Annotated in this window: 34 protein-coding genes; 13 read left to right on the forward strand and 21 right to left on the reverse strand. The window is 53.1% G+C overall.

From position 1 onward, the window contains the following. The first annotated feature begins 105 nt into the window (after positions 1 to 105). Entirely contained in the window at positions 106 to 1,704 is a 1,599-nt protein-coding gene (locus V7775_RS02900; protein ID WP_335750355.1) for a phosphoenolpyruvate carboxykinase, read from the forward strand. 86 nt (positions 1,705 to 1,790) lie between these two features. On the opposite strand, the gene V7775_RS02905 is transcribed toward V7775_RS02900, so the two are convergent. Then, positions 1,791 to 2,507 carry a hypothetical protein gene (locus V7775_RS02905; RefSeq protein ID WP_335750356.1) on the reverse strand — a complete coding sequence of 239 codons (717 nt, stop codon included), beginning with the start codon at positions 2,505 to 2,507 and terminating at the stop codon, positions 1,791 to 1,793. 72 nt (positions 2,508 to 2,579) lie between these two features. After that, positions 2,580 to 3,416: a helix-turn-helix domain-containing protein gene (locus V7775_RS02910; protein ID WP_335750357.1), complete on the reverse strand. Its 837-nt coding sequence runs from the start codon at positions 3,414 to 3,416 to the stop codon at positions 2,580 to 2,582. A gap of 242 nt (positions 3,417 to 3,658) precedes the next feature. Between V7775_RS02910 and V7775_RS02915 the strand changes: the two genes are divergently transcribed. Next, the gene (locus tag V7775_RS02915) at positions 3,659 to 4,021 is read left to right on the forward strand and encodes a helix-turn-helix domain-containing protein (RefSeq protein ID WP_335750358.1); all 363 of its coding nucleotides are present in this window, start codon (positions 3,659 to 3,661) and stop codon (positions 4,019 to 4,021) included. Here V7775_RS02915 and V7775_RS02920 read toward each other — a convergent pair whose 3' ends face one another. Continuing rightward, on the reverse strand, positions 4,022 to 4,789 hold the full coding sequence (locus V7775_RS02920; protein WP_335750359.1) for a sulfite exporter TauE/SafE family protein: 768 nt from the start codon (positions 4,787 to 4,789) through the stop codon (positions 4,022 to 4,024). Positions 4,790 to 4,934: 145 nt separating this feature from the next. Between V7775_RS02920 and V7775_RS02925 the strand changes: the two genes are divergently transcribed. The 3 genes from V7775_RS02925 (at position 4,935) to V7775_RS02935 (ending at position 7,595) form a co-directional block, all read left to right on the forward strand. Then, on the forward strand, positions 4,935 to 6,617 hold the full coding sequence (locus V7775_RS02925; protein ID WP_335750360.1) for an acyl-CoA dehydrogenase family protein: 1,683 nt from the start codon (positions 4,935 to 4,937) through the stop codon (positions 6,615 to 6,617). A gap of 64 nt (positions 6,618 to 6,681) precedes the next feature. Then, positions 6,682 to 7,203 (forward strand): TetR/AcrR family transcriptional regulator, encoded by a 522-nt coding sequence (locus tag V7775_RS02930; protein ID WP_335750361.1) that lies wholly within the window; start codon positions 6,682 to 6,684, stop codon positions 7,201 to 7,203. Next, positions 7,200 to 7,595, forward strand: a complete 396-nt coding sequence (locus V7775_RS02935; protein ID WP_335750362.1) for an META domain-containing protein — start codon at positions 7,200 to 7,202, stop codon at positions 7,593 to 7,595. Before V7775_RS02930 ends, V7775_RS02935 begins: the two co-directional genes overlap by 4 nt. On the opposite strand, the gene recO is transcribed toward V7775_RS02935, so the two are convergent. From recO to folK, 11 genes are all read right to left on the reverse strand, one after another. Further along, the gene (recO, locus tag V7775_RS02940; RefSeq protein ID WP_335750363.1) at positions 7,579 to 8,304 is read right to left on the reverse strand and encodes a DNA repair protein RecO; all 726 of its coding nucleotides are present in this window, start codon (positions 8,302 to 8,304) and stop codon (positions 7,579 to 7,581) included. The genes V7775_RS02935 and recO overlap by 17 nt on opposite strands. After that, entirely contained in the window at positions 8,304 to 8,633 is a 330-nt protein-coding gene (locus tag V7775_RS02945) for a DUF1491 family protein (protein WP_335750364.1), read from the reverse strand. The genes recO and V7775_RS02945 overlap by 1 nt, the downstream gene beginning before the upstream one ends. Before the next feature lie 34 nt (positions 8,634 to 8,667). Then, positions 8,668 to 9,585, reverse strand: coding sequence for a GTPase Era (gene era, locus V7775_RS02950; protein WP_335750365.1), 918 nt, complete (start codon positions 9,583 to 9,585; stop codon positions 8,668 to 8,670). Beyond that, on the reverse strand, positions 9,582 to 10,268 hold the full coding sequence (gene rnc, locus V7775_RS02955) for a ribonuclease III (RefSeq protein WP_335750366.1): 687 nt from the start codon (positions 10,266 to 10,268) through the stop codon (positions 9,582 to 9,584). The genes era and rnc overlap by 4 nt, the downstream gene beginning before the upstream one ends. Beyond that, entirely contained in the window at positions 10,265 to 11,101 is an 837-nt protein-coding gene (gene lepB, locus V7775_RS02960; protein WP_335750367.1) for a signal peptidase I, read from the reverse strand. The genes rnc and lepB overlap by 4 nt, the downstream gene beginning before the upstream one ends. 53 nt (positions 11,102 to 11,154) lie before the next feature. After that, the gene (acpS, locus tag V7775_RS02965) at positions 11,155 to 11,577 is read right to left on the reverse strand and encodes a holo-ACP synthase (RefSeq protein ID WP_335750368.1); all 423 of its coding nucleotides are present in this window, start codon (positions 11,575 to 11,577) and stop codon (positions 11,155 to 11,157) included. Between the two features lie 53 nt (positions 11,578 to 11,630). After that, positions 11,631 to 12,389 (reverse strand): pyridoxine 5'-phosphate synthase, encoded by a 759-nt coding sequence (locus V7775_RS02970; RefSeq protein WP_335750369.1) that lies wholly within the window; start codon positions 12,387 to 12,389, stop codon positions 11,631 to 11,633. After that, positions 12,382 to 13,065 (reverse strand): DUF2062 domain-containing protein, encoded by a 684-nt coding sequence (locus V7775_RS02975; protein WP_335750370.1) that lies wholly within the window; start codon positions 13,063 to 13,065, stop codon positions 12,382 to 12,384. The genes V7775_RS02970 and V7775_RS02975 overlap by 8 nt, the downstream gene beginning before the upstream one ends. Then, positions 13,062 to 15,215 (reverse strand): RelA/SpoT family protein, encoded by a 2,154-nt coding sequence (locus tag V7775_RS02980; protein ID WP_335750371.1) that lies wholly within the window; start codon positions 15,213 to 15,215, stop codon positions 13,062 to 13,064. Before V7775_RS02980 ends, V7775_RS02975 begins: the two co-directional genes overlap by 4 nt. 46 nt (positions 15,216 to 15,261) lie before the next feature. Continuing rightward, the gene (gene rpoZ, locus V7775_RS02985) at positions 15,262 to 15,615 is read right to left on the reverse strand and encodes a DNA-directed RNA polymerase subunit omega (protein WP_335750372.1); all 354 of its coding nucleotides are present in this window, start codon (positions 15,613 to 15,615) and stop codon (positions 15,262 to 15,264) included. Between the two features lie 71 nt (positions 15,616 to 15,686). Beyond that, the gene (gene folK, locus V7775_RS02990) at positions 15,687 to 16,229 is read right to left on the reverse strand and encodes a 2-amino-4-hydroxy-6-hydroxymethyldihydropteridine diphosphokinase (RefSeq protein WP_335750373.1); all 543 of its coding nucleotides are present in this window, start codon (positions 16,227 to 16,229) and stop codon (positions 15,687 to 15,689) included. Between the two features lie 187 nt (positions 16,230 to 16,416). On the opposite strand from folK, the gene V7775_RS02995 reads away from it, so the two are divergent. The 6 genes from V7775_RS02995 (at position 16,417) to V7775_RS03020 (ending at position 20,406) form a co-directional block, all read left to right on the forward strand. Further along, entirely contained in the window at positions 16,417 to 16,968 is a 552-nt protein-coding gene (locus tag V7775_RS02995) for a LabA-like NYN domain-containing protein (protein WP_335750374.1), read from the forward strand. A gap of 75 nt (positions 16,969 to 17,043) precedes the next feature. Next, positions 17,044 to 17,994 carry a 4-hydroxy-3-methylbut-2-enyl diphosphate reductase gene (gene ispH, locus V7775_RS03000; protein WP_335750375.1) on the forward strand — a complete coding sequence of 317 codons (951 nt, stop codon included), beginning with the start codon at positions 17,044 to 17,046 and terminating at the stop codon, positions 17,992 to 17,994. A gap of 92 nt (positions 17,995 to 18,086) precedes the next feature. Then, a complete protein-coding gene (locus V7775_RS03005; RefSeq protein ID WP_335750376.1) occupies positions 18,087 to 18,701 on the forward strand; it encodes a LysE family translocator in 615 nt (204 codons plus the stop codon). Between the two features lie 43 nt (positions 18,702 to 18,744). After that, complete coding sequence (locus V7775_RS03010) at positions 18,745 to 19,338, forward strand: class I SAM-dependent DNA methyltransferase (RefSeq protein ID WP_335750377.1); 594 nt, start codon at positions 18,745 to 18,747, stop codon at positions 19,336 to 19,338. Then, positions 19,331 to 19,786 carry a ribonuclease HI gene (gene rnhA, locus V7775_RS03015; protein WP_335750378.1) on the forward strand — a complete coding sequence of 152 codons (456 nt, stop codon included), beginning with the start codon at positions 19,331 to 19,333 and terminating at the stop codon, positions 19,784 to 19,786. The genes V7775_RS03010 and rnhA overlap by 8 nt, the downstream gene beginning before the upstream one ends. Continuing rightward, entirely contained in the window at positions 19,783 to 20,406 is a 624-nt protein-coding gene (locus tag V7775_RS03020; RefSeq protein ID WP_335750379.1) for a trimeric intracellular cation channel family protein, read from the forward strand. The genes rnhA and V7775_RS03020 overlap by 4 nt, the downstream gene beginning before the upstream one ends. Positions 20,407 to 20,415: 9 nt before the next feature. Here V7775_RS03020 and V7775_RS03025 read toward each other — a convergent pair whose 3' ends face one another. Genes V7775_RS03025 through def (V7775_RS03045) form a run of 5 tightly spaced genes read right to left on the reverse strand, consistent with a single transcriptional unit; the run spans position 20,416 to position 23,079 of the window. Continuing rightward, on the reverse strand, positions 20,416 to 20,652 hold the full coding sequence (locus tag V7775_RS03025) for a hypothetical protein (RefSeq protein WP_335750380.1): 237 nt from the start codon (positions 20,650 to 20,652) through the stop codon (positions 20,416 to 20,418). A gap of 4 nt (positions 20,653 to 20,656) precedes the next feature. Continuing rightward, positions 20,657 to 21,571 carry a methionyl-tRNA formyltransferase gene (gene fmt / locus V7775_RS03030; RefSeq protein ID WP_335750381.1) on the reverse strand — a complete coding sequence of 305 codons (915 nt, stop codon included), beginning with the start codon at positions 21,569 to 21,571 and terminating at the stop codon, positions 20,657 to 20,659. 4 nt (positions 21,572 to 21,575) lie between these two features. Next, positions 21,576 to 22,073, reverse strand: coding sequence for a peptide deformylase (gene def, locus V7775_RS03035; protein ID WP_335750382.1), 498 nt, complete (start codon positions 22,071 to 22,073; stop codon positions 21,576 to 21,578). Then, positions 22,070 to 22,564 (reverse strand): peptide deformylase, encoded by a 495-nt coding sequence (def, locus tag V7775_RS03040; protein ID WP_335750383.1) that lies wholly within the window; start codon positions 22,562 to 22,564, stop codon positions 22,070 to 22,072. The genes def (V7775_RS03035) and def (V7775_RS03040) overlap by 4 nt, the downstream gene beginning before the upstream one ends. Beyond that, the gene (gene def, locus V7775_RS03045; protein ID WP_335750384.1) at positions 22,561 to 23,079 is read right to left on the reverse strand and encodes a peptide deformylase; all 519 of its coding nucleotides are present in this window, start codon (positions 23,077 to 23,079) and stop codon (positions 22,561 to 22,563) included. Before def (V7775_RS03045) ends, def (V7775_RS03040) begins: the two co-directional genes overlap by 4 nt. A gap of 98 nt (positions 23,080 to 23,177) precedes the next feature. On the opposite strand from def (V7775_RS03045), the gene V7775_RS03050 reads away from it, so the two are divergent. Further along, on the forward strand, positions 23,178 to 24,347 hold the full coding sequence (locus V7775_RS03050) for a MalY/PatB family protein (RefSeq protein ID WP_335750385.1): 1,170 nt from the start codon (positions 23,178 to 23,180) through the stop codon (positions 24,345 to 24,347). A gap of 86 nt (positions 24,348 to 24,433) precedes the next feature. Here V7775_RS03050 and V7775_RS03055 read toward each other — a convergent pair whose 3' ends face one another. Continuing rightward, on the reverse strand, positions 24,434 to 24,745 hold the full coding sequence (locus V7775_RS03055) for a hypothetical protein (RefSeq protein ID WP_335750386.1): 312 nt from the start codon (positions 24,743 to 24,745) through the stop codon (positions 24,434 to 24,436). Between the two features lie 174 nt (positions 24,746 to 24,919). On the opposite strand from V7775_RS03055, the gene V7775_RS03060 reads away from it, so the two are divergent. Continuing rightward, positions 24,920 to 25,894, forward strand: a complete 975-nt coding sequence (locus V7775_RS03060; RefSeq protein WP_335750387.1) for a glutathione S-transferase family protein — start codon at positions 24,920 to 24,922, stop codon at positions 25,892 to 25,894. On the opposite strand, the gene V7775_RS03065 is transcribed toward V7775_RS03060, so the two are convergent. Continuing rightward, entirely contained in the window at positions 25,891 to 26,286 is a 396-nt protein-coding gene (locus tag V7775_RS03065; RefSeq protein ID WP_335750388.1) for a response regulator, read from the reverse strand. The genes V7775_RS03060 and V7775_RS03065 overlap by 4 nt on opposite strands. Between the last annotated feature and the right edge of the window lie 103 nt (positions 26,287 to 26,389).

Here is a 26,389-nt window from a genome sequence, read left to right on the forward strand (position 1 = left end):
TCATCGTGCTAAGAGGCCGATATTCCACATACGCCCGTGCGCTTTTGGTCCCGGGCATTCCCCAATACGCTGTGCTTTTCGCGCAGTTTCTAAAGGAGACATTGCATGCAAACCGGACGGGTCAACCCGAACTTTAGCCTCGACGATCAAGGGATCAAAGGGCTAGGCAATGTCTATTACAACCAGATGGAGCCAGCACTAATTGAGACGGCCCTCAAACGCGAAGAGGGCTCACTTGGTAAAGGCGGCGCGTTCTTGGTTACCACGGGCAAATTCACTGGACGCTCTCCAAAAGACAAACATGTTGTAATGACCGATAGCGTCAAAGATACCATCTGGTGGGAAAATAACGCTGAGATGTCAGAGGCAGGTTTTGATGCGCTCTACACCGATATGCTCGCCCACATGGAAGGTCGCGACTATTTTGTTCAGGATCTCGTCGGTGGTGCCGATCCAAAGCACGCGATCAACGTCCGCTTTGTAACCGAGCTTGCGTGGCACGGTTTGTTCATCCGCAACATGATGCGCCGACCTGATCGTGATCAGTTGGACGACTACTTGGCGGATTTCACAGTCATCAACTGCCCCAGCTTCCAAGCAGATCCGAAAAAACACAACTGCCGCTCCGAAACAGTGATTGCGATGAACTTTGATCGCAAATTGATCCTGATTGGCGGCACCGAGTACGCTGGAGAAAACAAGAAATCTGTTTTCTCACTACTGAACTACTTACTGCCCGAAAAAGGCGTGATGCCAATGCATTGCTCGGCAAACCACGCAATTGGCAACCCTGTGGATACAGCAATCTTCTTTGGCCTGTCTGGTACTGGCAAGACAACGCTATCTGCCGATCCATCCCGTACCTTGATCGGCGATGATGAGCACGGTTGGTCCGATACAGGCACCTTTAACTTTGAAGGCGGTTGCTATGCTAAGACCATCAATCTGAGCGCTGAAGCAGAGCCGGAAATCTACGCGACGACGGAAAAGTTCGGTACCGTCATCGAGAACATGGTCTATGACGAAGAGACCAAGGACCTCGATTTCGACGATGACAGCCTTACGGCAAACATGCGATGTGCCTATCCGCTGCACTACATCTCAAATGCATCCAAAAAAGCCGTCGGTGGGCACCCAAAGAACATCATCATGCTCACCTGCGATGCCTTTGGCACTCTGCCACCCATCGCTCGCCTGACACCTGCTCAGGCGATGTACCACTTCTTGTCCGGCTTCACCTCAAAGGTAGCGGGCACGGAGCGCGGCGTTACCGAACCTGAGCCTACATTCTCGACCTGCTTTGGCGCCCCCTTCATGCCGCGCCGTCCAGAGGAATACGGCAACCTGCTGCGTGAAAAGATCGCACAGCACGGCGCGACCTGCTGGCTGGTGAACACTGGTTGGACTGGCGGGGCCTATGGTACCGGATCACGTATGCCAATCCGCGCCACCCGCTCCTTGCTGACAGCCGCTCTTGATGGTTCGTTGGTTGCAGGAAATTTCCGCGTAGATGAAAATTTTGGCTTTGACGTACCTGTTTCAGTACCGGGTGTTGCGGACATCCTGCTTGATCCACGCCGCACTTGGGATGATGCAGAAGCATATGACCGTCAGGTAAGCAAATTGGTCGCAATGTTCGCCGAAAATTTCGAACAGTACATGCCGCACATAGATGATGAAGTGAAAGCCGCTGTTATCCGCTAAGCATTTCTAATAGCTAAATACTAACGGGCCGCTGCAGTATTTGCAGCGGCCTTTTTTCTTTCGAGTTTTATTATATTTTTACTTAATCAAGCAGCTAATGCGATCAAATCGTTAAGAGGAAGTTCCAGTACGTAGTGCAGATCGTCGCGCTCCATAAAGGTCATAAACCCCTCGACTGGATCATCCCGCCCCTCAAAATACCACCGCAATGCGCCAGGTTGCGTATGCATCCATCCTAACCGCTGCGGGAACCCCTTGCAGGCGACAGGTTTGGCCATGAACCCAACCATGTGATCCGGATCCCAGTGCTGCATCGCTTGGAAAAACGCGTAACGGCCCAAGACACAAGAAAGCCCCTGCCCGCGTAATGTCGCATCACCGGGCTTGATCCAGAATTCGCCGTTATAGCAAACCGTGCCTCGCATGCGTTTTGCCTGTGGGCCTGCGCGGAACCGCGACCGAGCGAGATCAAGACCGGGCGCTGCCGGAGGGAATTCGCGGAAGCGGCGCGAAAAATACTCCGCTACGGTTAGTCCGCTCATGTCCAACATCCGTAGTGCCTGCGTGTGCACAATTTCGCCTGTCGCGTTACGCCCAATCATCCACAATGCATTCTCTGGGGTCATTTCATGAATGTCCGGATCAAAAGGAGTTCCCAATGCTTGGTCCGGCCTAGCAAATTTTAGGATGTCCCTATACGCTTCAAAGTCGTACCCGACCTCCATTTGAACGCCATAATGCTGAAAGATTTCAGCACTGTTAGCTACAAATCTATCGCTTGATTGAATAGTTACTAGAGTCATCTGGAATCACCTTTTGCTATCGCTACAGGAACACTGTAGCGAATTATGCAACAAACAACCTCAAATTACGCGTTATTCTATAAAATCAATCCTAGCCTCCTCTGGCATAGTATCCAAAACTTCCGAACCCATTCCCGAAATCCGTATCTTTCGGGCGCGGTCTACAACGGAAACAATTATCGGCGATCCGTCGGGTAGCTGAACGCTCATAAGCAAGCGATCAAACACAATCAGGCGCATCGGCCCATCGCCACCGCCTAGCGGAAGCTTGGTCAAAACCTGATCCACCCGGATACCGCCACCGACGCGGATATCCTGAAACGGTGCATCCGCAAGGCTTGCTACAGCATCACCGCCTGGGAACTGGCCTAGCGCACGCCCGACGCTACTGCGCGCCTGTGCCCAGCCAAACCAATTGGAATAAAATGAATTTTCGCCAACCTCGACGCAAATCCACCCCTCCATATTCTCCCGGTAAGCCACAATATGGGGACGGATTTTTGCCATGTGCTCACTTTCGAGCTGGCCTTCAGACAACGTCCACGCCTTTAGCGCAGCCCTCAACAGCTTCGACTCACAACCCCATATCATACTGATAGGCTGTTGTTGTTGATGATAAATCCAGCCCGTCCCGCTTTCATAAGAAAACTTGAGCATTCCTGCGACATGTTCGAATTGCCCACTAAACCAAACTGCGCCTTGATCTAGGAACACCTCAGCTGGCGCCAGCGCACGCGCACCACGATCTGTTAGTACGTACCGTCTATCTTCGACCTCAAACAGCTTGAACCCCATAGCATCTTCTAGCTGACCGATATGCCGACGTACGGTTTGACGGGTACTACCAAGCTGTTCAACAGCAACGCTCAGGTTCAGCGTGCTGGCCAAACCTGCGAATGAACGCATCATCTCATACAAAAGCCCTGGCGAATTGTGCCGCAAGTCTTCGTGAGTAGGGGTGAATCTTTTTTCAGTCACCAAACAACCTGTACATTAATCACCCATCATGGCAACAAAAATCACCCATCAAAGTAACATCTATAATCACCAATGCAACTATAGATTGTTCGAAAGAATCTAAATCTATCCAATTGATCGAACGCCCAATTTTTTGGAAAAAGAGTATAACTACAACTTAAGGTATATGAATTATGGCACATCCAGTTGACGTACATGTTGGTCGCAAGCTTAAACAGATCCGCACCATGAAACGCTATTCCCAAACCGATGTCGCACAACGGTTGGGCCTTTCATTCCAGCAAATTCAAAAATATGAGATTGGATCAAATCGAATTGCTGCAAGCCGCCTATTTGAACTGGCGCAGATATTTGACGTATCTCCCGCCTATTTCTTTGACGGCCTGTATGATGCAGCAAACAGCAACGAAAAGCTTCCTGATTCAGGCATGGAAATCGTCAGCGCACTTGCCGCGATCCAAGACGAGACTGTCAAATCTCGCATCGTGACGTTCATCGAGGATATCTCGGGAATGACAGTCGCTCGCAAAGGTTGATTAACCAAACCACGCGCGCCGGATCAGGTTAAGCCCCGCCACACACAACACAAATAGTGTGGCGCGGCGAAACACCGCCTGATCTATCCGGTTCATCACAGCCATGCCCATCCGAACCCCGATCAGGGCAGTGGGAACCATGGCTAGGGAGAACCCAATTGTCTCCAACCGCAAAACACCAGAGCCAACGTGGGCGACAAGTAAGGCGATAGCACCTAGTCCGTAGATCACACCTTGCACGCGCATCTGATCATGCTTTGGCGTATTAAGAGCTGTTAGATAGGCCACTGTAGGTGGACCCCAAATCCCCGACATGCCACCCAATATCCCTGCAACCGCACCAGCAATGCATTCTATTATTGGATTCCGGCGTGCCAATTTAATCTGATATCCACTCAGCTGAAGTACTGCAAAGAATGTCACCGGCACACCGATTATGGCCATCATTGTCTGAACGGGAATTTCACGAACCAGTTGTGCACTGGCCAATAGAGCCACGCCACCAACCGCTAGAAATACCTTAAACTCCACTGTCGACTTAACCGCAGCTTGTACACCTTGTCTCAACGCCTGAAATGCATTTGTGGCAAGTGTTGGTGCAATCAGCCCCGCCAGCGCAAGCTCTGGGGGCATGAAGATTGTCAGCCCAGAGATAAAAACCAGAGGCATTGCGAATCCCACCACGCCTTTGACAAAGCCAGCAAGAATCGCAACCAAGGCAGCAAGACCAAGCTCGGTTGGTGTTAAGAGCGGGAAAATTGTATCCATGGCTCTACATAACAAACACGAAGTGGGACGCACGTAAATTCTGACGCGAAATTTTCATCCGAATTGTCGCATGAAAACGTATCTTTATTGCGCTGCACTTGCAAAGTGATTATGCCGAGCGTTAAGCAAAATAGGATTTTTTTTGATGCCACATGATGGACAACAGAACACAGGGTCTTCGGCTCTTCTTGATGATCTTTTAGCACTAACAGCGCAGGCGGTTGCCCCTGTTGAAGCGATCCTTGTGCGCGCGACTGATACCGTTCGCGCATTGGTCAGTGAGGATGGTCGCGTCTCAAACGCGTTGGTCGAACAAAACCAAACCGCGGCGCATGGGTTGGCATGGCTGGCGACATACGCCCAGGCCCTGCGCCAGATGCAAGCATGGGCTGAACGGATAAACGCTGACGGCAAATTCGGCGAAACCGAAAGCCTGATTCACCAGATCGCTTTTGGTGAATACCTCTGGCAAATCTATGGCGGCATCCAGATGAACCAAGGCGAAATCGTTCGCCTGCAAGATCTGGGATTGAGCCAAGAAGACCAAAGTGATCTGATGAACCCTGCGGTCATGGCGCTTACCCAAGGCGGAAACACGCAAAACGCGCGCACGCGTCTTGTGGAATTGATGCAAGAGCATTCTGCCAATGTGACTGTTGGCGCGACGGGTCTTGATGAAGAACTGGAAATGATCCGTGATCAGTTCCGCCGTTATGCCGTGGAGAAGGTAGAACCTTTCGCCCATGAATGGCACCTCAAGGACGAGTTAATCCCGATTGAAATCATCGACGAGCTGGCAGAAATGGGTGTGTTCGGCCTGACCATCCCCGAAGAATACGGCGGTTTCGGCCTATCAAAAGCCTCCATGTGCGTTGTCTCTGAAGAACTCTCACGCGGCTACATTGGCGTGGGCTCCCTCGCCACCCGCTCTGAAATCGCCGCTGAGCTGATCATTGCTGGCGGTACCGAAGAGCAGAAACAAAAATGGCTTCCTAGGATCGCCTCTGCGGAAACCCTGCCCACTGCCGTATTCACAGAACCTAACACAGGCTCCGACCTTGGCAGCTTGCGCACGCGCGCGGTAAAAGAGGGCGAAACCTACAAGGTCACAGGCAATAAAACATGGATCACGCATGCTGCGCGTACCCATGTGATGACTCTTCTTGCCCGGACCGATCCATCGACAGACAACTACAAAGGCCTGTCGATGTTCCTAGCGGAAAAGACCCCCGGCAGCGTAGAAGACCCCTTCCCTACTGCAGGCATGACCGGCGGCGAGATCGAAGTTCTCGGATATCGCGGTATGAAAGAGTACGAACTTGCGTTCGATGGCTTTGATGTCAAAGCAGAGAACCTGCTTGGCGGTGAAGAAGGCAAAGGCTTTAAGCAGCTGATGGAAACCTTCGAGAGCGCGCGCATCCAGACTGCCGCCCGTGCCATTGGCGTCGCCCAGTCCGCGCTTGATATCTCGATGCAATACGCAATTGATCGCAAACAGTTTGGCAAATCCCTCATCAACTTCCCGCGCGTTTCCAGCAAGCTGGCGATGATGGCTGTTGAGATCATGGTTGCACGCCAGCTCACGTATTTCTCAGCGTTCGAGAAAGACGAGGGCCGTCGTTGTGATGTTGAAGCGGGCATGGCCAAACTACTTGGCGCGCGTGTTGCTTGGGCAGCTGCGGACAACGGCTTGCAGATCCATGGCGGGAACGGTTTTGCATTGGAATACAAGATTAGCCGCGTTTTGTGTGACGCACGAATCCTCAACATCTTTGAAGGTGCGGCGGAAATTCAGGCACAAGTGATCGCGCGCCGCATTCTGGGCTAAACTTTGCCGATGCAATCGGGGCGTGCCCTTGCGGCGCGTCCCTCCTCCAATTACCTCTAACGATATGAGCAGCACCCAACTATCCCCCGAAAAATGGATCGATGCAGGATTTGCAGCGCTTGCGGCACAAGGGCCCCAAGCACTGGCTGCAGAACCATTGGCCCGCCAATTGGGAACGACCAAAGGGTCATTCTATTGGCATTTCAAAGATGTTCCCGCCTATCACGCAGCACTGTTGCGTCACTGGCATGCACAAGCTTTGGCCGATGTTGTTGAAAGGCTTGGCGAAAGCGGCCCTGCTGACGCCCGTCTGCTGGCATTTGGGCACGCCATTTTAAACAATCCAAACGAAGCTGCCCTGCGTGCTTGGGCCCAAAGTGATCCCATTGTTGCAGCAAGCCTCACAGAGGTTGATGCCGAACGCTCAACCTACCTCAATCACTTGTTACGACAATTTGGCCTGCGTAACCCTGCGTTTGGCCACGCCATCCTTGCCACTTTGATTGGCTTGCCCCACCTACGCGCCGAAGCAGATACCACTGCCGCTTTTGATGCACTCGTTGATACGATTGTGGCCCTCGCATGAAGGTGATGATCACGTGCGCTTTGCTGGTGGTCTCGCTTGCCGCCTGCCGTGAAGATGAAACCGTGCGCGCCTTTGGCGGCGCTGATCAGGTCTGGACCCTCACGGAATTAAATGGCGCATCGTTTCCTGCTACCGCCACACTCACGTTTCCCAAGCCCGGTGAAATCGTTGGGCAAGGACCTTGCAACCGCTACTTTGGCGCGATGACTGCCCCCTATCCGTGGTTCGATACAGGGCCAATCGGCAGCACTCGCATGGCTTGCCCCGACTTAGCCGTAGAAACCACCTTCCTGACCGCACTTGAAGCGGCCACCTTATCCGAAGTTGCAGGCAACACGTTGATCCTCTCAAATACGGACGGGCTTGAAATGGTATTTAGAGGGACCGATTAAACGCCTCGATGTAGCGCGCCCGTGCTTCAGGCAGTGGCTTTGATCCTAAATCAGCAGCTAGATGCGTTTCTAAAAAATAGCCTGTAGTCTTAAACCCCAGTACAATTTCTTCATCATCACCAGCACCAATACCGCGCATTACATCAGGTAATGGTAGCAAGCGATCAGCCCATTCTCCGGCCCCTTCACGAGATACCGCGCGTCCCGACTTTGGCGAAACATAGATCAAATCATCCGTCGCCCCAGTCACAGCACACTCGCTCAGATCAAGCCCATACCCTAACTCGGACAGCAGGCTCAGTTCCCACTGGAGGTACGCCAGTGGCCAGACTTCATCTTGCCCCAACAAGTCCAGCAAGGCTTCGGTACGAGAATAAAGCGGCAGGTGCGCCTCTCGTTCAGGGAGGCTGAAACTGATCAATGCCGTGACCGCGTTGAGGCCAGCCAGCGACAGCCGCCCGCCCATGGCAATTGCGGCGCGGCTACGCACAGGTTCGACATTAAAAGCACCAATATGATCTTCAAGCCGCGCGCGCCACGTTAGATCAAGCTGAGCACCCGGTTGCAAGATTGGAGCGATTTTTCTGCTGGTCCCACCCCGCACAATCCCTGCGTGGCGTCCTTGGCTGGGTGTAAACACCTCAATAATGGCCGAGGTCTCCCCGTGGCGGCGCGAACTCAGCAGTATTCCCTGATCGCGCCATTCCATCAGGCCAGACCTTCTTGGTCCAGCAGGTGACGACCTTCACGGTCCTCAACCTCGATCACCCAAAGGTCAGGATCAAACGAACGTTGCTTGCCTACGGCTTCATCAACGTCCCGTTCCGCGCCTTTGGCCGATTCAACCCAGACCCGATCGCCGCTCATCAAATCAAACGAACGCTGAAATAGGACGGCATTGCCATCGAGCGTCGCGAGTTTTACCAGAACGGCACCGCCCGTGTCATCACCATGCGCAACCACATAGGCAGGGATGTCATACATCCGCAGTCTGGCCAGATAGGCATCCACCCAGAACCGCGCAGTTAAACGAGGCAAATCATCCACCGATCTGTAAGAAGAAAGCAACTCATCACTGATTGCCGTCCTTAAACTCCAGACCCATTTCTGAATAGCGTTCGGATTCTTCCAGCCAATTTGGTCGGACTTTCACCTGCAAGAACAGGTGAATCTTGCGCCCCAGAAATTCTTCCATTTCTTCACGCGCAGCTTTGCCGACAGCTTTGATTGTTTCGCCCTTATTGCCCAAAACGATTCCCTTGTGGCCATCGCGCACAACATAGATCAGCTGGTCAATCTTGGCGGAGCCGTCTTTACGCTCTTCCCAATTTTCGGTCTCAACCGTCATTTGGTAGGGCAATTCCTGATGGAGGCGCAGTGTTAATTTCTCGCGAGTCATCTCAGCTGCGATCATGCGCATTGGCAAGTCAGCGATCTGATCCTCGGGATAAAGCCACGGACCTTCAGGAACTTCACCTGCAAGCCACGTCTTGAGCATTTCGACGCCATGTCCTTTTTCAGCTGAGATCATAAATGTCTCAATGAAAGGGTACGCGTCATTCAACTTTTGGCTCAAGCCCAACAACTTTGGCGCTTCTACGCGGTCAATTTTGTTGATCGCCAGCGCGACACGGGCACCCTCACCGATTTCGTTCAACCGCTCTAGGATACGCTCAACGCCCTCGGTCAAACCGCGCTGCGCCTCGATCAACAATACAACAACATCCGCATCCGCAGCACCGCCCCACGCGGCAGCAACCATGGCACGGTCCAACCGGCGGCGCGGCTCAAACAGGCCCGGCGTATCCACAAACACAATTTGGCTCTGTTCTTGCATAGCGACACCGCGAATGCGGGCGCGCGTTGTCTGAACTTTATGCGTCACAATCGAGACCTTCGCCCCGACCATCCGGTTTAGCAGCGTGGACTTGCCTGCGTTAGGCTCCCCAATGAGGGCAACAAACCCCGCGCGTGTCGGTGTTGTGTTCATGTCTCTAGCTCCAATTGGGCCAACAGCGAGGCTGCGGCGTCCTGTTCTGCGGCGCGTTTCGCGCCTGCTGTCGCACTGGCAGTCTGTCCCGTGGACAGGCGCGCGGCGATTGTAAATATCGGAGCGTGATCCGGCCCACTCCGTTTGGTCAGGACATAAGCTGGCGGTTCTAGCCCACGTGCTTGTGCCCATTCTTGCAGCGATGTTTTTGCATCTCGTGCATCGTCTTTAACAGAAGTTGTGCGTGTACCCCATAGGCGTAGGATCAGTGCGCGCGCAGCATCAAATCCACCGTCCATGTAGACCGCAGCAATCACAGCTTCCATCGCATCGCCCAACAGGGCTTGTTTGCGGCGACCACCTGATAGCATTTCGGACCGCCCAAGCCGCAACACGGCACCGATGTCGATTTCGCGGGCGACGTCGGCACATGCTTCTTTGCGTACTAACGCATTAAACCGAGGGGCCAATTGCCCTTCAGATGCCTGAGTGTCCAAGTTCAGCAATGCTTCGGCCATTACCAACCCTAACACACGGTCACCCAAAAACTCTAACCGCTGGTTATCATCGCGGTTAGGCGTAGACATTGACGCGTGCGTAACCGCTTCGCTCAATAGTTTGGGCGTCAGGAATTGATAACCAAGGCGTTGTTCAAACGCTTTGAGTTCTGCCGAAAGCTTCACTTGATTCCTTTGAAAAAGCGGTCACCGCGCCACGTCCAAAAGAACAACATCGAACGCCCACTGGAGCTGAATACGATGCGGTCGGCACGGCCGATCAGGTTTTCATATGGAACGAAACCAACGCCGCCTGCTGCTTGCGCCAAACGGCTGTCAGCAGAGTTATCGCGGTTATCGCCCATAAAGAAGTAATAGCCTTCGGGCACCGAATAGACGCCTGTGCGGTCAGATGCCTGTGGCCCAATATTGAGCACTTTATAGGTTTTGCCATTTGGCATGGTTTCCATTGCACGGTCTTTGACACAAATACCGCCCTGTCCAACCGCGCCATTGGCACATCGTGGACGCAGCCCTTGGGGACCCTGAAGTTCCATCAATTCTTCAAATTGGCCATCCGGTGTTTGCGGAACAGCCTCTCCGTTGATCTGAACAACACCACCCGTCACCTGAATTTTATCCCCCGGCAAACCAATCAAACGTTTGATATAGTCGCGGCCTGATGTTGGGTGACGAAATACAACAACGTCTCCGCGCTCTGGGTCGCCACCAAACAAGCGCTTATTGTCACCATCAAATGCGCCGCACAGTTTTTGCGCATCTAGGTTAATACCAAAACGTGGCACTACAATGCTGGGGCAGGACGCGTAGGAATACCCATAAGCCATCTTATTCACGAATAAGAAATCACCAATCAGCAGTGTCTCTTTCATCGAGCCCGACGGAATCCAGAACGGCTGAAAAAACATGGTCCGGAACACACCTGCGATGAGCAGCGCGTAGACAACCGTTTTGATCGTCTCGACAACGGCATTGCCCGTTTTTTCCGTCTTGGCCATGCGGCGCTCCTAATGTTTTTATGTGGGTTACATGCGCAGGGCGGCGCGCAGTGTCAAGGTGCGCTACCTGTGGGTTGAGGTAGCGGGCGGGCTTCGATGACCACAAACGCCTGCGCCCAAGGATGATCATCGGTCAATGTGACATGGATGATGGCCTCATGGCCTTCCGGTGTCATGGAGGTTAGGCGATCAGCCGCCCATCCAGTTACCTCCATCACAGGCTGGCCTGTCTTAAGGTTACTGACAGCCATGTCCCGCCAGCTGATCCCCATACGCAAACCTGTCCCCAGCGCTTTTGAACATGCCTCTTTTGCCGCCCAGCGCTTGGCATAGGTGCCAACTACGTCTTTACGACGCTCCGCTTTAGCTTGTTCAACATCTGTGAAAACACGGTTGCGGAAACGGTTGCCAAACCGTTCCAGCGTCCCTTGAATACGTTCAATATTGGCGAGGTCTGTTCCGATGCCTAAAATCACGCTTTAGCTTCCATCTTTACCGATTGAACTGCCTGCACTACTCAATCCGTTTTTCAAACCAGGTTTCCTCTGGCCTCATCCATCAAGCGGCGCATTTCTGCCATCGCGGGTGCAAGCCCCAAGAAAATTGCCTCACCGATCAGGAAATGCCCGATATTCAGTTCACGCACTTCGGGGAAAGCCGCCACAGGAGAAACTGTATCATAAGTCAAACCATGCCCGACGTGCATCTCAAGCCCCAGCGAGTGGCCAAAACTGGCCATCTCCCGCAGTTTACCCAATTCCAAATCTGCTTGTTCAAAACGGCCCTCGTGAAACGCATCACAATAGGCGCCAGAATGCAGTTCTACGACTTCGGCACCAATACGATTCGCGGCTTCGATCTGGGCTGGTTCCGCTGCAATGAATATCGACACGCGACTACCTGCTTCGCGCAATGGGGCGATAAAATGAGCAAGACGGTTTTCTTCACGCGCGACTTCAAGACCGCCCTCAGTTGTGCGCTCCTCGCGTTTTTCGGGGACAATACATACCGCGTGCGGCTTGTGGCGTAATGCGATCTTTTGCATTTCATCCGTTGCAGCCATCTCAAAATTGAGAGGCACGGTCAGAATATCCATTAACCCTTCGATGTCAGCATCCGAAATATGCCGACGATCTTCGCGCAAATGCGCCGTGATGCCATCTGCACCAGACTCTTGCGCGATGCGGGCCGCGCGCAACGGATCAGGCGTGTGCCCACCCCGTGCATTACGCACAGTCGCAACGTGGTCGATGTTTATGCCCAAACGAAGTTTTTCCAGCTCAGCCATTTACTTGTCCCTTCTTTTCTTTCGCAGCCTTTTTTTTCTCTTCCGCTTTCGCAGCAGTCTTCGCTTTTAGCGCTTCAAACTTAGCTTTGATCGCGCCTCTGCGCCGTCTTTGATATGCACGTAACAACGGTACAGCCAAGTAGTAGCCCAATGTTGCAAAGATTATACCGGGTAAAATGCCGCCAATCAGATAAGGGTAAAAAACATCCCGCGAAAAGATTGTAAGGCCCGACCAATCCATCGTGTCAGACGTAAAAATCGACAGCACATTGTGCCAAAGGTCACTACCTGCATTCGAGAACTTTCGGCTCAAAGAACGCAGCTCACCTTGCTCCAACTCAGTACCTAGAATCCAGTGCCCAGACTTAAGAGACGAAAGTGCGATAAACACAAATGTCACCGGGTTTCCGACAAAGGTCGCCATCAGGGATGCCAGAATGTTGCCCTTCATTAACTTTGCCAAAAAGACTGCAAAGAAAAAGTGCATTCCGAATAATGGTGAGAAGGTGATAAAAACGCCTGCCCAAATGCCGCGCGCAATGCGTTCCGGGCTATCGGGCAATCGACGCATGCGGTGTTTAACATAGTGAAACGCCCGCCCCCATCCACCGCGAGGCCACAAGAACTCAGCCATCGAACGAAGGAATGGCTTTGGATCTCTGCGTTTGAAGATCACCTTCCGTCCCCCCCCAACGACTTCATATCCGGTACGGCGTCCATATTTCGATATCTGCTGAGCGCTGCAACACCGCCTTCGGCCTCAAGGGTCAGCATCAGTGAATGCAGCTGCGCCGCGTCCCGCAACTCTGCGTGTACAAACAAGCGGAAATAATCGGGCTTACGTTCCACAAAATTGAGGTCTGCTATGTTGGCCCCTGCCTCGCCGATCAAGGTACAGATGCGCCCAAGAACACCGGGATCATTTGCAACGGTCAGGTCGATTGTAACACCATACGCTGCTGGATGGCTCCCGTCATGCCAACGCAAATCAAGCCACCGCTCGGGTTGTTCTTCATACTCACTCAGGCGGTCACAATCGATCGCATGAAGGATCACGCCCTTACCGCGAAATGTGATGCCCACAATCCGCTCGCCCGGAAGGGGTTCACAACAGGGCGCCCGATCAAACGACTGGCCCAGTTCCAGGCCAATAACAGCGCGGCGGCGATCCACTTCTTCACCGTTCACTTTGCCAAGTTCAGGATAGACGGCACTAACAACCTCGCGGCTTGTTTTTTCCGCACTACCTAGCTGTACCAACAGATCGTCCACACCATTCACACGCAACGCACGTGCGGCTGTTGCAAGAACCTTATCGGTTACTTTCTTACCAACGTGTTCAAACGCCGACCGCGCAAGCTCACGCCCCAATTTGGCAAATCTTTCGCGATCTACTTCACGCAGGGACCGCCTAATGGCAGTCTTTGCCTTGCCCGTGGTTGCAATATCCAACCACGTCACCTGAGGTGTTTGCCCTTCGGCTGTGATGATCTCTATCGATTGACCGTTCTTAACCCGCGTCCAAAGCGGGACACGGATACCATCAATTTTCGCCCCAACACAGGCCGACCCAATTCTGGTGTGAATCGCATATGCAAAATCAATTGGTGTTGCGCCTTTTGGCAGCTTAATTACTTCGCCCTTGGGCGTGAAGCAGAAAACCTTATCTGCGTACATTTCCAGCTTCACTGCTTCGAGGAACGATTGATGATCATCCTCACCATCAAACTGCTCGGTGAGCTGCGCAATCCATTTAGCTGGATCTACCGCAAAGGGGTTGCGCGACCGAACACCGTCACGATACGACCAATGCGCAGCCACGCCTGTCTCTGCTACGTCATGCATCTGGCGGGTACGGATTTGCACCTCGACCCGTTTGCCGTCTCGTCCAGACACAGTGGTGTGGATCGAACGATACCCGTTGGTTTTTGGCTGGCTGATATAGTCTTTGAACCGCCCCGGAACGGCACTCCAACGGCGGTGGATCGCGCCCAACACCCTATAGCAGTCGTCTTCGTTCGCGGTAATGATGCGAAATCCGTAGATGTCGGACAGCCGCGAGAACGACTGCTCCTTCTCTTCCATCTTTCGCCAGATCGAATAGGGCTTCTTGGCACGGCCAAGCACTTCGGCCTCAACGCCAGCGTTGGCCAGCTCCTTGCGCATGTCAGTTGTGATCCGCTCAATCACATCGCCTGTCTCTTTTTGCAGCATAATAAAGCGACGAATGATCGATTGGCGGGCTTCGGCGTTTAAAACGCGAAAGGCCAGATCTTCCAGCTCTTCACGCATCCACTGCATACCCATCCGGCCCGCAAGTGGCGCAAAGATATCCATGGTTTCACGTGCTTTTTGCGATTGCTTTTCAGGGCGCATTGCCTTGATCGTGCGCATGTTGTGCAGGCGATCAGAGAGTTTAACCAAGATAACCCGCAGGTCCTTGGCCATTGCCATGAACAGCTTGCGAAAGTTCTCGGCTTGCTTTGTCTCAGAAGACGTTAGCTGCAAGTTGGTCAACTTGGTGACGCCATCAACCAGCTCAGCAACCTCTGTGCCAAACAGTTCCTGCACCTCACTATAAGACGCCGGAGTGTCCTCGATAGTGTCATGCAACAGAGCAGTGATGATGGTCGCATCATCCAGTTGCTGTTCTGCCAGAATAGCGGCAACAGCAACTGGGTGCGTAAAATAAGGTTCACCGGAATGGCGGAACTGACCCTGATGCATTCTCTCGCCATAAGCGAAAGCCGCGCGGATCAGCGCTTCGTTTGTTTTGGGGTTAAACCCTCGAACCAATGTGACAAGGTCATCGGCAGTGGTTGTCATGATCTGCCTCAACCCTCAGGCAGGAAGAAGGTCATTCCCGCCGCTATCACCCCTGCCCTTGCGCCGCCATAAGCTGCCGCAAAAGCATTTCTTCGGACATGCTGTCTTCTTCGGGCTTGTCCTGCTCGGCACCCATAAGAATCGCCATTGCGTCTTCTTCAGGTTCATCGACTTCGATCTGGCTTTGATTGCTTTCGATCAGACGTTCCCGCAGATCATCAGCGGATTGTGTCTCATCAGCGATCTCACGCAGGGAAACAACAGGGTTTTTATCGTTATCACGATCCACAGTCACTGTAGAACCTGCCGAGATTTCACGTGCGCGGTGCGCCGCTAGCATAACCAGTTCAAACCGGTTCGGGACTTTATCAACACAATCTTCGACGGTAACGCGGGCCATTGGACGCTCCAATAAAAATATCTGTTAGAAAAGGCTACCTAGGCTCGTTCGTCCTGATTTACAAGCACGTATTATAGGGCAATCACCTCACTTCGTTGTGCGGCGGACAAAGCATCATGCATCTGCCTAATAGTCACTCCGGTGATAGGATGTCGCCACTCAGGCGCGATGTCCATCAGAGGCACCAGCACAAATGCCCGCTCCGCTAGACGCGGATGCGGCAATATCAATTCCTGTGGTGTGATAGTTTCCTGCTTATCAAGCGGCAATTCGCGCCAGTACTGGTGAGTTTGCGCATCCGGCAATACCTGCGAGCCCACAGCAATGATATCCAGATCCAGCGTTCGCGCCCCCCACCTCACCGTGCGACTTCGCCCCATTTCGGCTTCGACTTCGTGCAACTGAGCTAGAATCACCTCGGCAGGCAAAGCCGTTTCAATCGCAATTGTCGCGTTCACAAAGTTGGGCCCAGCGCCCGCTGGGAAGGCAGGCGTATCAAAATACTTGCTACACGCCCGAATCACAAATCCTCGTGATCTCAACGCAAGAATTGCAGCATCCAGCACTATGGCTGGGCTTTCACCTGCAAATTTTAGGTTAGAACCGAGCGCCACCAAGCACACCCTATCCTTTTGGATAGGAGAGGCATCCTTTTTCCCCATGACAGCACCTTGAGACATCTGCAAATCTGACTACATAGAACGGTGGAACGGTTCAGGCCTCCAAATTACGCAGACCTGATTCGATATTTGACTAAAATTTTCTCTCGCTGCAAGCAGCGCGTATTTCCGAGGAAGCATAATGTTTTATAAAGATGAACGCTTGGCGCTGTTTATTGATGGATCTAACCTTTACGCAGCCGCCAAAACACTGGGCTTTGATATCGATTACAAGCTCTTAAGATCCGAATTTATGCGCCGCGGGAAGCTGCTGCGTGCATTCTACTACACGGCCCTTTTGGAAAATGATGAATATTCTCCGATCCGGCCGCTGGTTGATTGGTTGCACTACAACGGTTTCTCCATGGTTACGAAACCCGCCAAAGAATACACTGACAGCATGGGCCGCCGTAAGGTAAAGGGCAACATGGACATCGAGCTGGCCGTTGACGCGATGGAACTCGCTCCGCACGTTGATCACATTGTCATCTTTTCGGGCGATGGCGACTTCCGGCCACTGATCGCATCCCTGCAACGGCAAGGTGTACGTGTTTCAGTTGTATCGACCATCCGTAGCCAACCACCAATGATCTCAGATGAGCTGCGCCGACAGGCAGATAACTTTATCGAGCTGGACGATTTGCGCGATGTTGTTGGTCGCCCTCCTCGTGATCCGGTACCCGCTGCTGATTAAACGCACCTGCGGCAAATGGTGGCTAGACCTGACCGCTTGGCGCATTTACCTCTGTAGACCAATGCGGAGATCAAAATGACCAAGCAGCCCCTGACACTATACCTTGCAGCCCCGCGCGGCTTCTGCGCGGGCGTTGATCGTGCGATCAAGATCGTCGAAATGGCGATCACCAAATGGGGCGCACCCGTTTATGTACGCCACGAGATCGTGCACAATAAATTTGTTGTAGATGGGCTGCGCGCCAAAGGTGCCGTGTTTGTCGAGGAACTGTCTGAATGTCCCGATGATCGGCCAGTGATCTTTTCGGCCCATGGCGTGCCAAAATCCGTCCCCAATGCAGCACAAGCCCGCAACATGGTTTACGTGGACGCGACATGCCCCCTCGTCAGCAAGGTCCACATTGAGGCCCAGCGCCACGCAGATGCAGGCCTACAAATGATAATGATCGGCCACGAAGGCCATCCAGAAACTGTTGGCACCATGGGGCAGCTTCCTGACGGCGAAGTATTGCTGGTCGAAACACCACAAGATGTCGCCCATGTTGAGGTTCGCGACCCATCCAAATTGGCCTATGTCACACAGACCACACTGAGCGTAGATGACACTGCTGATATTGTGACCGCACTGCATGCGCGCTTTCCCGCGATCGTAGGACCCCACAAGGAAGACATCTGTTACGCAACCACAAATCGCCAAGAAGCGGTCAAAGCCATTGCACCAAAATGTGACGCTATGCTGGTTGTGGGCGCACCTAACTCGTCAAACTCCAAACGATTGGTCGAAGTTGGCTCACGCGCGGGCTGCGCCTATGCACAACTGGTGCAACGCGCAAAAGACATCGACTGGCGCGCGCTGGACGGGATTACCAGCATCGGGATCACTGCAGGCGCATCAGCGCCCGAAGTGCTGATCAACGAGGTCATCGACGCCTTCAAAGCACGGTATGATGTCACCGAAGAGCTGGTTGAAACGGCCATTGAAAACGTAGAGTTCAAAGTGCCCCGCGTCCTGCGCGTACCTGCCTGATTCTCTCGGGCAACCTACGTCTGCACAATTCTATTCCCCTCTGGGGAAATGCCGTTACGCTATGCGCCTATACACTGAGATAGGATGCTAACATGATTTCACTTCAATTTGTGCTCACTGCTCTTGTCGTTGTGCTGGCCCCTGGTACCGGCGTTATCTACACGCTTGCACTGGGTTTGGGCCAAGGACCCCGCGCTGCGCTATGGGCCGCTGTTGGGTGTACGTTTGGCATCGTGCCACATCTTGCGGCTGCTACGTTAGGATTGGCTGCAGTTTTGCATACATCCGCTTTGCTGTTTTCTGTCGTGAAATGGGCGGGTGTTGCCTACCTTCTTTATCTCGCATGGCAAAGCCTCAAACAGGACGGTGCATTAAGCGTGAGCGCATCAAAGAGCCACGACAGCGGCTGGCAGATCGCGCGACGTGGCGCACTCATCAACATCCTAAACCCAAAACTATCCATATTTTTCTTGGCGCTGTTGCCACCTTTCCTTTCAGGCAATGCCGCATCAGCAACAGCTGAAATGGCGTTGCTAGGAGCGGTATTTATGGCCATGACCTTTGCAGTGTTTGTGCTTTATGGCGTCTTTGCCGCCGCCGCGCGCCGCAGACTGCTCGGATCGACGCGCGTGATGACATGGTTAAACCGATCCTTTGCAGCAATCTTTGCTGCTCTCGCTGGCCGCCTCGCGTTCGAGCGCGCCTAAAACCAGACCAACAGCAACCTGGCCTCATGATAGGAGTACACAGATGAGCGATCCTGAAACCCTTGCGGTCTATGCGGCCAAGACAGAAGAATATGCCAACATCACAAGCGGCCCTGCTGCGCGCGATCCAATTTTGGCCGCGTTCATCGCCGCCACTCCCAACGGTGGCAGCGTGCTTGATCTGGGTTGTGGGCCCGGCATTAGCGCAGCCATAATGGCCAAGGCAGGGCTAGATGTTCACGCCGTTGACGCGGTGCCGGAAATGATTGCTCTTGCTGCTCAGGAACAGGGTGTCCGGGCCGAAGTGAAAACCTTTGACGAGATAGCGGGCACCAATATCTATGATGGCATCTGGGCGAACTTCAGCCTTTTGCATGCGGAACGTGACGCCCTACCGCGCATCCTGCGGTCTTTGCACATGGCACTGCGTACAGGAGGCGGGTTCCACATCGCGATGAAACTTGGCGATGATACCAAAAGGGACACAATCGGCCGCAAATACACCTACGTAACCGAGACCGAATTGCGCAATCTACTGGGGGATGCTGGTTTCACAGTGACGAATTCGGTCACGGGACGCGATAAGGGGCTGGACGGCACCTATGCTGATTGGATAGCACTCGCCGCAGATGGCTAAATTATTCGCATATACAGATGGAGCCTGTTCAGGCAATCCCGGCCCCGGTGGCTGGGGGGCTTTGATGCAAGCAATGGACGGCGGCAAAGTCGTCAAGGAACGTGAGCTCAAGGGCGGCGAGGCACACACAACCAATAACCGTATGGAACTGTTGGCTGCGATCCACGCACTTGAGGCGCTTGAACGTGACACCGAGATCACCATCGTCACCGATAGCAACTATGTGAAAAATGGCATCACAGGCTGGATTTTCGGCTGGAAGAAAAATGGCTGGAAAAACGCTGCCAAAAAACCTGTGAAAAATGTCGAGTTGTGGCAGCGCCTTGATGAGGCCAACGCCCGTCATCGCGTCACATGGGAATGGGTCAAAGGCCATGCAGGCCACCCCGAGAACGAGCGTGCGGATGAGCTTGCCCGTGCGGGCATGGCACCTTTCAAACCAAAATGAGCCTTATTGGCTTTCTAGATTATGCTGCAGTCATCGTCTTTGCGATCACTGGCGCGCTGGTCGCCAGCCGCGCGCAGCTTGATCTCGTTGGCTTTGCATTTATCGCGTGCCTTACGGCAGTGGGCGGTGGCACGATCCGCGACCTTTTGTTGGACCGCAATCCAATCTTTTGGATCGCTGAACCTGCATATCTGGGCGCCGCAGCCATCGCAGCAGTGATCACGTTCTTTAGCGCGCACTTACTCGAAAGCCGCCTGCGCGCGATCATTTGGCTTGATAGTCTGGCCCTTGCCGTCGCTGTTCCCGCTGGTGTTGGTGTCGCAATGAGCTTGAATCAAAGCCCCGCAATTGTCGTTTTGATGGGTATTGTGACGGGATGCATGGGCGGACTGATGCGCGATGTGGTTGTTGGTGATGTACCCGTTGTCCTCAAACAAGGTGAGTTGTACGTCACTGCAGCATTTGCAGGGGCCTTCACCGCAGTCCTTTTACAGATGTATTTGCCCGACGTTCCCTACCCCCTTATTTTTGGAGCAGGAATGACGTGGATTTTGCGTGCAGGATCTATCTTGTTCGGCTGGCACCTGCCAGTTTACAAAAGCGCTCCACCGAAAAAATAACCTTGGGCGCTATTTACGCCAGTGGAACGGTACCATGATCAGTGCGCCGATAGATGAAACGATGGCGTTCACCCCTGCCGAACCAAAGCCAATGCCAAACATCAATCTGACAAAATAGAATAAAAATGCGCCGCCAATGCAGATGATGATGGATTGCAAAATCCCGTTGTGTGTGAACTCGGATCTCTCGGCCAAATAGCCAACGATCCCTGCGATCACAACTGTGCCGATCATCGTTGGAAACATAGGACTATCCTTGAATTAATTCAGTTCCAGTTGCGATCTGTACACCGCGCTGAAACACATCCACATCCTGCGCCCCTTTGCCCGCTTTTTGCAAGCGGGTCAGCGCAACGGCACCCTCGCCGCAAGCGACATTCAACGTGTCAGTCAACACTGTTCCCGCAACGCCAGCACCTTCAACCACGCATGAACCTAGCACCTTGATCCGAGTACCTTCATACTCAAACCACGCTCCGGGGAATGGGGAAAGACCGCGAATTTGGCGATCTACCTGATCCGCAGGCAGGCTCCAATCGATACGCGCTTCTGCTTTGTCTATCTTGGCGGCGTAGGTCACACCTGCTTCTGGCTGCACCTCGGCTGTGAGATCATTCAACTGGCCAAGCGCATCAACGATCAGACGCGCCCCCATATCGCTAAGGCGGTCATGCAGTTGTGCTGTTGTTTCTTCCGCACCGATGTCCAATGCCTCACGCAGCAAAACAGGCCCAGTATCAAGGCCCGCTTCCATCTGCATAATACACACTCCCGTTTGCGCATCCCCCGCCATAATCGCGCGGTGGATAGGTGCCGCACCGCGCCAACGTGGCAGCAGGCTTGCATGGATATTCAGACAGCCAGATGCAGGCGCGTCCAAGATAGCTTGGGGGAGGATCAGCCCATAGGCAACAACAACTGCCGCATCAGCATTTAGCGCGGCAAATTCCGCTTGAGCCTCTGCTGTTTTTAAGGAAACTGGCGTACGCACCTCAATACCCAAAGCATCCGCGCGGGCATGCACTGGGCTAGGGCGGTCTTTTTTCCCGCGACCCGCTGGGCGAGGCGGTTGCGAATACACTGCCGCAATCTCGTGGCCCGCATTAACTAATGCATTCAAAACCGACACCGAAAAATCCGGCGTTCCCATGAAAACGATCCGCATGGCGCTAGACTTTCATCTTGCGCGCACGGCGTAGCAGCATATCGCGTTTCATCTTACTGAGGCGATCAACATACAGTTTGCCCGCTAGGTGATCGATCTGGTGCTGCACGCTGGTTGCGTCCAACCCGACAAAATCGCGCTCAACAGTTTCGCCATGTTCATCCATAAACCGGACACGCACGCCGCGCGGGCGACTTATCTTTGCCGATACGCCCGACAGACAGGGCGAGGCCTCCTCGTGTTCGTTCATGATCGCAGATGCATCAATCACTTCGGGATTGGCCAACCGAATACGGGTATTGCGTGCCTCGGAGGTATCCACCACAGCAAGACGCAGCAACACGCCGATCTGCGGCGCACCAAGACCAACACCGGGCATGGCATCCATCGTATCAATCATGTCCTGCCAGATGGCGCGGATTTCATCGGTCACTTCTGGAACGTCTGCGCAGGCTACGCGCAGGCGTTTATCAGGCCATGTCAAAATTGGTCGAACCGTCATGCTGCATACTCCGCTTCCAACACCGCGCGGGTGTCGGCATCTAGGTGATCAAAGGTAACTACGCCGTCCAGATGATCTAATTCATGCTGGGCGCAGGCTGCGGCAAATCCGCTAAAGCTTTGGACATAGCGTCCACCGTTCAGGCCTGTCCAAACCATCTGGACCTGCGCGGGGCGCGAAATTTCAGCGCTTACGCCGGGGATGCTTAAGCACCCTTCGGAATTGGTTGCGCGTTCTTCGCCAATCTCATGAAACATCGGATTGATACAAACCAGCGGATCGGGCTTACCCTCTTTCCAACCAGTATCCATGACGAATATCCGCAACATCGCACCCACCTGTGGCCCCGCAAGGCCCCGTCCGGGGGCCGCGTACATCGTTTCCAACATATCCGCTGCCAGCGTTTCGATCTCCGGTGTGATTTCCTCAATCGGCGTGCAAGTTTCTATCAGCTTAGGATCAGGCCACAGCAGGATGGGCAGAATGCTCATCCGCGAGCAAGTTCGCGTTTGAATTTGATCATTTTACGGGTGATCATTTGACGCCTAAGAGGTTTGATATGATCGATGAACAGCTTGCCTTCGAGGTGATCGATCTCGTGCTGCACGCAAGTGGCCCAAAGACCATCCATTGTCTCATGCTGTTCATTCCCGTCACGGTCGATCCATGACACTTCTACTTCGGCTGGGCGCGTCACATCGGCAAACTGCTCAGGAATGCTCAAGCAGCCTTCCTCATATGTGTTTAACTCTTCTGACGCGCTCACAATCTTGGGATTGAACATGATTAAAGGGCGTGGTTTTTCGCCTTCTTCTTTCACGCAATCTAACACGACCAAACGCGTCAAGACGCCAACCTGAGGGGCAGCAAGCCCGACACCGGGCGCATCATACATCGTTGCCAGCATGTCATCCGCCAGCTTGCGCAGATCATCGGTCAGATCAGCAACAGCAGCACAGGACTTTTTCAGGCGCGGGTCGGGGTGATATAGAATTGGGCGTTTCATGCATGGTCATGTAGGGCATGCCCCTTGTTGCCGCAAGCAGGGCTTGCACATAAGTCTCGCACCGTTACTTTCCGATCAAATGCATTAGGAGAACTTAGATGAGCTTTGACACACCAATTGAACGGCGCGGCACCCACTGTGTCAAATGGGACGGTATGGAACAGATTTACGGCGTCCCCGCTGATACTGGCATCTCGATGTGGGTCGCTGATATGGATTTTGCGACAGCGCCTGTTGTCACTAATGCTGTCCAAGCTATGGTTGATCATGGCGTCTACGGTTATTTCGGCGACGAAAGCAAATACCGCGCCGCAATTCAGTGGTGGATGAAAGAACGCCATGGCTGGGATCTTGATCCCGCGCATATCTTTACCACACACGGACTGGTCAACGGCACGGCGATGTGCGTCGATGCCTTCACCAAGCCCGGTGAAGGTGTTGTACTGTTCACGCCAGTTTATCATGCGTTTGCCAAAGTGATTAATGCGGCCGACCGTAAGGTCGTTGAATGCGAGATGGTGCCCGAAAATGGCCGCTACCGGATGGATTTTGATGCCTATGACGCACAGATGACCGGTAATGAGAAAATGATTATCCTGTGCTCTCCGCACAATCCGGGTGGCTGCGTTTGGACGCGTGAAGAGCTGGAGCAAGTTGCCGCGTTTGCCAAACGTCACGATCTGGTGCTGGTCTCTGATGAAATCCATCATGATCTGGTGATGCCCGGCCAAAAACACACTGCCATGACCCTAATCGACGGGATCGAAGACCGTCTGGTCATGATGACTGCCACAACAAAGACCTTCAACATCGCTGGTAGCCACTCTGGCAACGTGATCATCGCAGACCCTAACCTGCGGGCAAAGTTCGCAGGCCGGATGGCCGCACTTGGCGTGTCTCCCAACAGCTTTGGTTTGTTCATGGCGACAGCCGCCTATTCCCCTGAAGGCGCTGCGTGGGTTGATGAACTGATCACATATCTGGATGGCAATCGACGCCTGTTTGATGATGCAGTCAACGCAATCCCCGGGTTGCAATCGATGCCCCTGCAAGCAACCTATCTGGCGTGGGTTGATTTCGAGGGCACAGGCATGACCCGTGAAGAATTCACCAAACGCGTTGAACAAGGTGCGGGTATCGCCGCGAATCATGGACCAACCTTTGGATCAGGGGGCGACAGCTACCTTCGCTTTAACATCGCGACCCCGCGCGCCCGTGTCCAAGAGGCCTGCGCGCGTCTGGCCGAAGCATTTAAAGATCTCCAATAACGATAAAAGGGCGCCTCACTACGGGCGCCCTTTCTACAAAACCGGGTGTGAAACAATCAAGGCTTTGACTGATTTCCTTGCAAAATCTAGGTTGCGTCAACTTGCGCTGCATGGTCGATCTCGGCTGCACGTCTAAATGAATACACCTGCTGATCCTCAACACCCTCATGTCCCGTAATAAGGCACTGATGCAAATACTCGGACCCGTCGTATAGGCTCACGACACCCTTCAGAACAGGTGCCGAATCGGCTGCCGCAGCAAAACCAGTCGCCCAACGCCGCAGCACTGGATAATGAACACCTTCCGCCTCAACGGACAATTTGCGCGCACTCGCAGGACGGCTCATCGGTGCTCTTGCACGGCCTGCCTCGAAACCCTCTGGCAAAAATATGTCCATGATTCTCTCCTGATACTGTCGTCCAAGATTATTTCCAATAATTCCCAAGAACAACTAATTTTTGTAACTATATTTCTCACTGTGCATTTTTGCACCCCCGCTGCGCGGCTGTACGGGTTCGATTCCTAAAGGACCAAGGTTACAACCTTGTTACCAAATCAAAGAGGATACCCAATGGGACTGTTGGTCGAAGGCAAATGGCAAGACAGCTGGTATGACACCAAAGACAACGGCGGTGCGTTCAAGCGACAAGAGGCGAATTTTCGCAACTGGATCACGGCAGATGGCAGCGCAGGCCCTAGCGGTGAAGGTGGTTTCAAGGCCGAGGCAGACCGATATCACCTCTACATCAGCCATGCGTGCCCATGGGCACACCGTGCATTGATTTTTCGCTCTCTAAAAAAGCTGGATCAACTCATCGATGTCTCTGTTGTGCATCCCGACATGCTGGGAGACGGCTGGACGTTTGAAACTGATTTTGATGGGGCCACGGGTGATCAATTATTTGGTCTGCCTTTTGCCCGCGACATCTACACGCGTGCAGTGCCTGACTTTACCGGTCGCGTCACTGTTCCTATCTTATGGGACAAACAGCGCGAAACCATTGTTTCGAATGAATCGTCAGAAATCATTCGGATGATGAATTCTGCGTTCAACGACATCACCGGAAATCGCGATGATTACTGGCCAACTGATTTACGGGACTCGATCGAAGAGGTAAATGCACGCATCTATGACACCTTCAATAACGGCGTCTACAAATCCGGTTTTGCAACAACACAAGAAGCATACGACGCGGCCATCCACCCATTATTTGATACTTTGGACTGGATTGAAGATATCTTGTCAAAGAACCGCTACTTGACCGGAGATCGCATTACCGAAGCTGACTGGCGTCTGTTCACAACCTTGGTCCGCTTTGATCTTGTCTATCACCAGCACTTTAAATGTAACCGAAGCAGGATCATCGATTACCCAAATCTGTGGGCCTACACCCGAGAGCTATATCAGAGGGAAGGCGTGGCCGAGACGGTTCATTTCGATCACATCGTACGCCACTATCACTATAGTCACGAAACCATAAACCCCAACCGGATAACGCCAATCAATCCGGTGATCGACTGGCATGCACCACACGGTCGCGGTTAACTTGCCCGCCGTTCGGCACCGTAATGTTCAACCATCGCCGCCAGATCCTCTGGCGGTGTATTGCTTTGCACAAAGGCGCGCGCGTTGGCCGAATGGGCAAAAATTGACCCGTCAGAAAAGAAACTTGTGTTAGTGACAAAGATCACTCGGGTGTTCGGTCGGCGATAGTTGGCATAGTCGGAAATCGCCAATGCGGATCCCTGCTCCACAACCAAGTCAAGGATGATGATATCTGTCTCATGTTCCGACAAATGTTCGATAGCTGATTCCTGATCCGTGACATAAACGGCATCTATGCCAAGTCGCACCAAATGACTGTGCCAAACAACTGCAAGCTCTGGAACACTTTCTACAATCAAGACACGTGTCTTTTGAGGTATTTTACAAGTCATCGAAAAACCTCCTGGTTCGCTGGCAATCATCCAAAACTGTCTGAAACAAACGTGTGAAGGGCGCTTTCACACAATCATCATAACCACCTCTTGATAGTTATGC

The sequence above is a fragment of the Sulfitobacter sp. genome (genome assembly GCF_036960155.1).
Taxonomy (GTDB): domain Bacteria; phylum Pseudomonadota; class Alphaproteobacteria; order Rhodobacterales; family Rhodobacteraceae; genus Sulfitobacter.

Bases quoted from the DNA above. Each gene is read 5' to 3' on its own strand.
- rpoZ (WP_335750372.1), bottom strand. From the start codon at position 15,615: ATGGCCCGCGTTACCGTCGAAGATTGTGTTGATAAAGTCCCGAACCGG.
- ispH (WP_335750375.1), top strand. From the start codon at position 17,044: ATGACCAAGCAGCCCCTGACACTATACCTTGCAGCCCCGCGCGGCTTC.
- V7775_RS02935 (WP_335750362.1), top strand. From the start codon at position 7,200: ATGAAGGTGATGATCACGTGCGCTTTGCTGGTGGTCTCGCTTGCCGCC.
- def (WP_335750384.1), bottom strand. From the start codon at position 23,079: ATGAAACGCCCAATTCTATATCACCCCGACCCGCGCCTGAAAAAGTCC.
- V7775_RS03055 (WP_335750386.1), bottom strand. From the start codon at position 24,745: ATGGACATATTTTTGCCAGAGGGTTTCGAGGCAGGCCGTGCAAGAGCA.
- V7775_RS02900 (WP_335750355.1), top strand. From the start codon at position 106: ATGCAAACCGGACGGGTCAACCCGAACTTTAGCCTCGACGATCAAGGG.
- V7775_RS03020 (WP_335750379.1), top strand. From the start codon at position 19,783: ATGAGCCTTATTGGCTTTCTAGATTATGCTGCAGTCATCGTCTTTGCG.
- recO (WP_335750363.1), bottom strand. From the start codon at position 8,304: ATGGAATGGCGCGATCAGGGAATACTGCTGAGTTCGCGCCGCCACGGG.
- V7775_RS02905 (WP_335750356.1), bottom strand. From the start codon at position 2,507: ATGACTCTAGTAACTATTCAATCAAGCGATAGATTTGTAGCTAACAGT.
- V7775_RS03065 (WP_335750388.1), bottom strand. From the start codon at position 26,286: ATGACTTGTAAAATACCTCAAAAGACACGTGTCTTGATTGTAGAAAGT.
- V7775_RS02970 (WP_335750369.1), bottom strand. From the start codon at position 12,389: ATGGCTGAGCTGGAAAAACTTCGTTTGGGCATAAACATCGACCACGTT.
- lepB (WP_335750367.1), bottom strand. From the start codon at position 11,101: ATGGCCAAGACGGAAAAAACGGGCAATGCCGTTGTCGAGACGATCAAA.
- def (WP_335750383.1), bottom strand. From the start codon at position 22,564: ATGAGCATTCTGCCCATCCTGCTGTGGCCTGATCCTAAGCTGATAGAA.
- V7775_RS03005 (WP_335750376.1), top strand. From the start codon at position 18,087: ATGATTTCACTTCAATTTGTGCTCACTGCTCTTGTCGTTGTGCTGGCC.
- era (WP_335750365.1), bottom strand. From the start codon at position 9,585: ATGAACACAACACCGACACGCGCGGGGTTTGTTGCCCTCATTGGGGAG.
- def (WP_335750382.1), bottom strand. From the start codon at position 22,073: ATGACGGTTCGACCAATTTTGACATGGCCTGATAAACGCCTGCGCGTA.
- fmt (WP_335750381.1), bottom strand. From the start codon at position 21,571: ATGCGGATCGTTTTCATGGGAACGCCGGATTTTTCGGTGTCGGTTTTG.
- V7775_RS03010 (WP_335750377.1), top strand. From the start codon at position 18,745: ATGAGCGATCCTGAAACCCTTGCGGTCTATGCGGCCAAGACAGAAGAA.
- V7775_RS02915 (WP_335750358.1), top strand. From the start codon at position 3,659: ATGGCACATCCAGTTGACGTACATGTTGGTCGCAAGCTTAAACAGATC.
- V7775_RS03050 (WP_335750385.1), top strand. From the start codon at position 23,178: ATGAGCTTTGACACACCAATTGAACGGCGCGGCACCCACTGTGTCAAA.
- V7775_RS03060 (WP_335750387.1), top strand. From the start codon at position 24,920: ATGGGACTGTTGGTCGAAGGCAAATGGCAAGACAGCTGGTATGACACC.
- V7775_RS02995 (WP_335750374.1), top strand. From the start codon at position 16,417: ATGTTTTATAAAGATGAACGCTTGGCGCTGTTTATTGATGGATCTAAC.
- V7775_RS02910 (WP_335750357.1), bottom strand. From the start codon at position 3,416: ATGATGCGTTCATTCGCAGGTTTGGCCAGCACGCTGAACCTGAGCGTT.
- V7775_RS02980 (WP_335750371.1), bottom strand. From the start codon at position 15,215: ATGACAACCACTGCCGATGACCTTGTCACATTGGTTCGAGGGTTTAAC.
- V7775_RS03025 (WP_335750380.1), bottom strand. From the start codon at position 20,652: ATGTTTCCAACGATGATCGGCACAGTTGTGATCGCAGGGATCGTTGGC.
- V7775_RS02930 (WP_335750361.1), top strand. From the start codon at position 6,682: ATGAGCAGCACCCAACTATCCCCCGAAAAATGGATCGATGCAGGATTT.
- V7775_RS02925 (WP_335750360.1), top strand. From the start codon at position 4,935: ATGCCACATGATGGACAACAGAACACAGGGTCTTCGGCTCTTCTTGAT.
- rnhA (WP_335750378.1), top strand. From the start codon at position 19,331: ATGGCTAAATTATTCGCATATACAGATGGAGCCTGTTCAGGCAATCCC.
- V7775_RS02920 (WP_335750359.1), bottom strand. From the start codon at position 4,789: ATGGATACAATTTTCCCGCTCTTAACACCAACCGAGCTTGGTCTTGCT.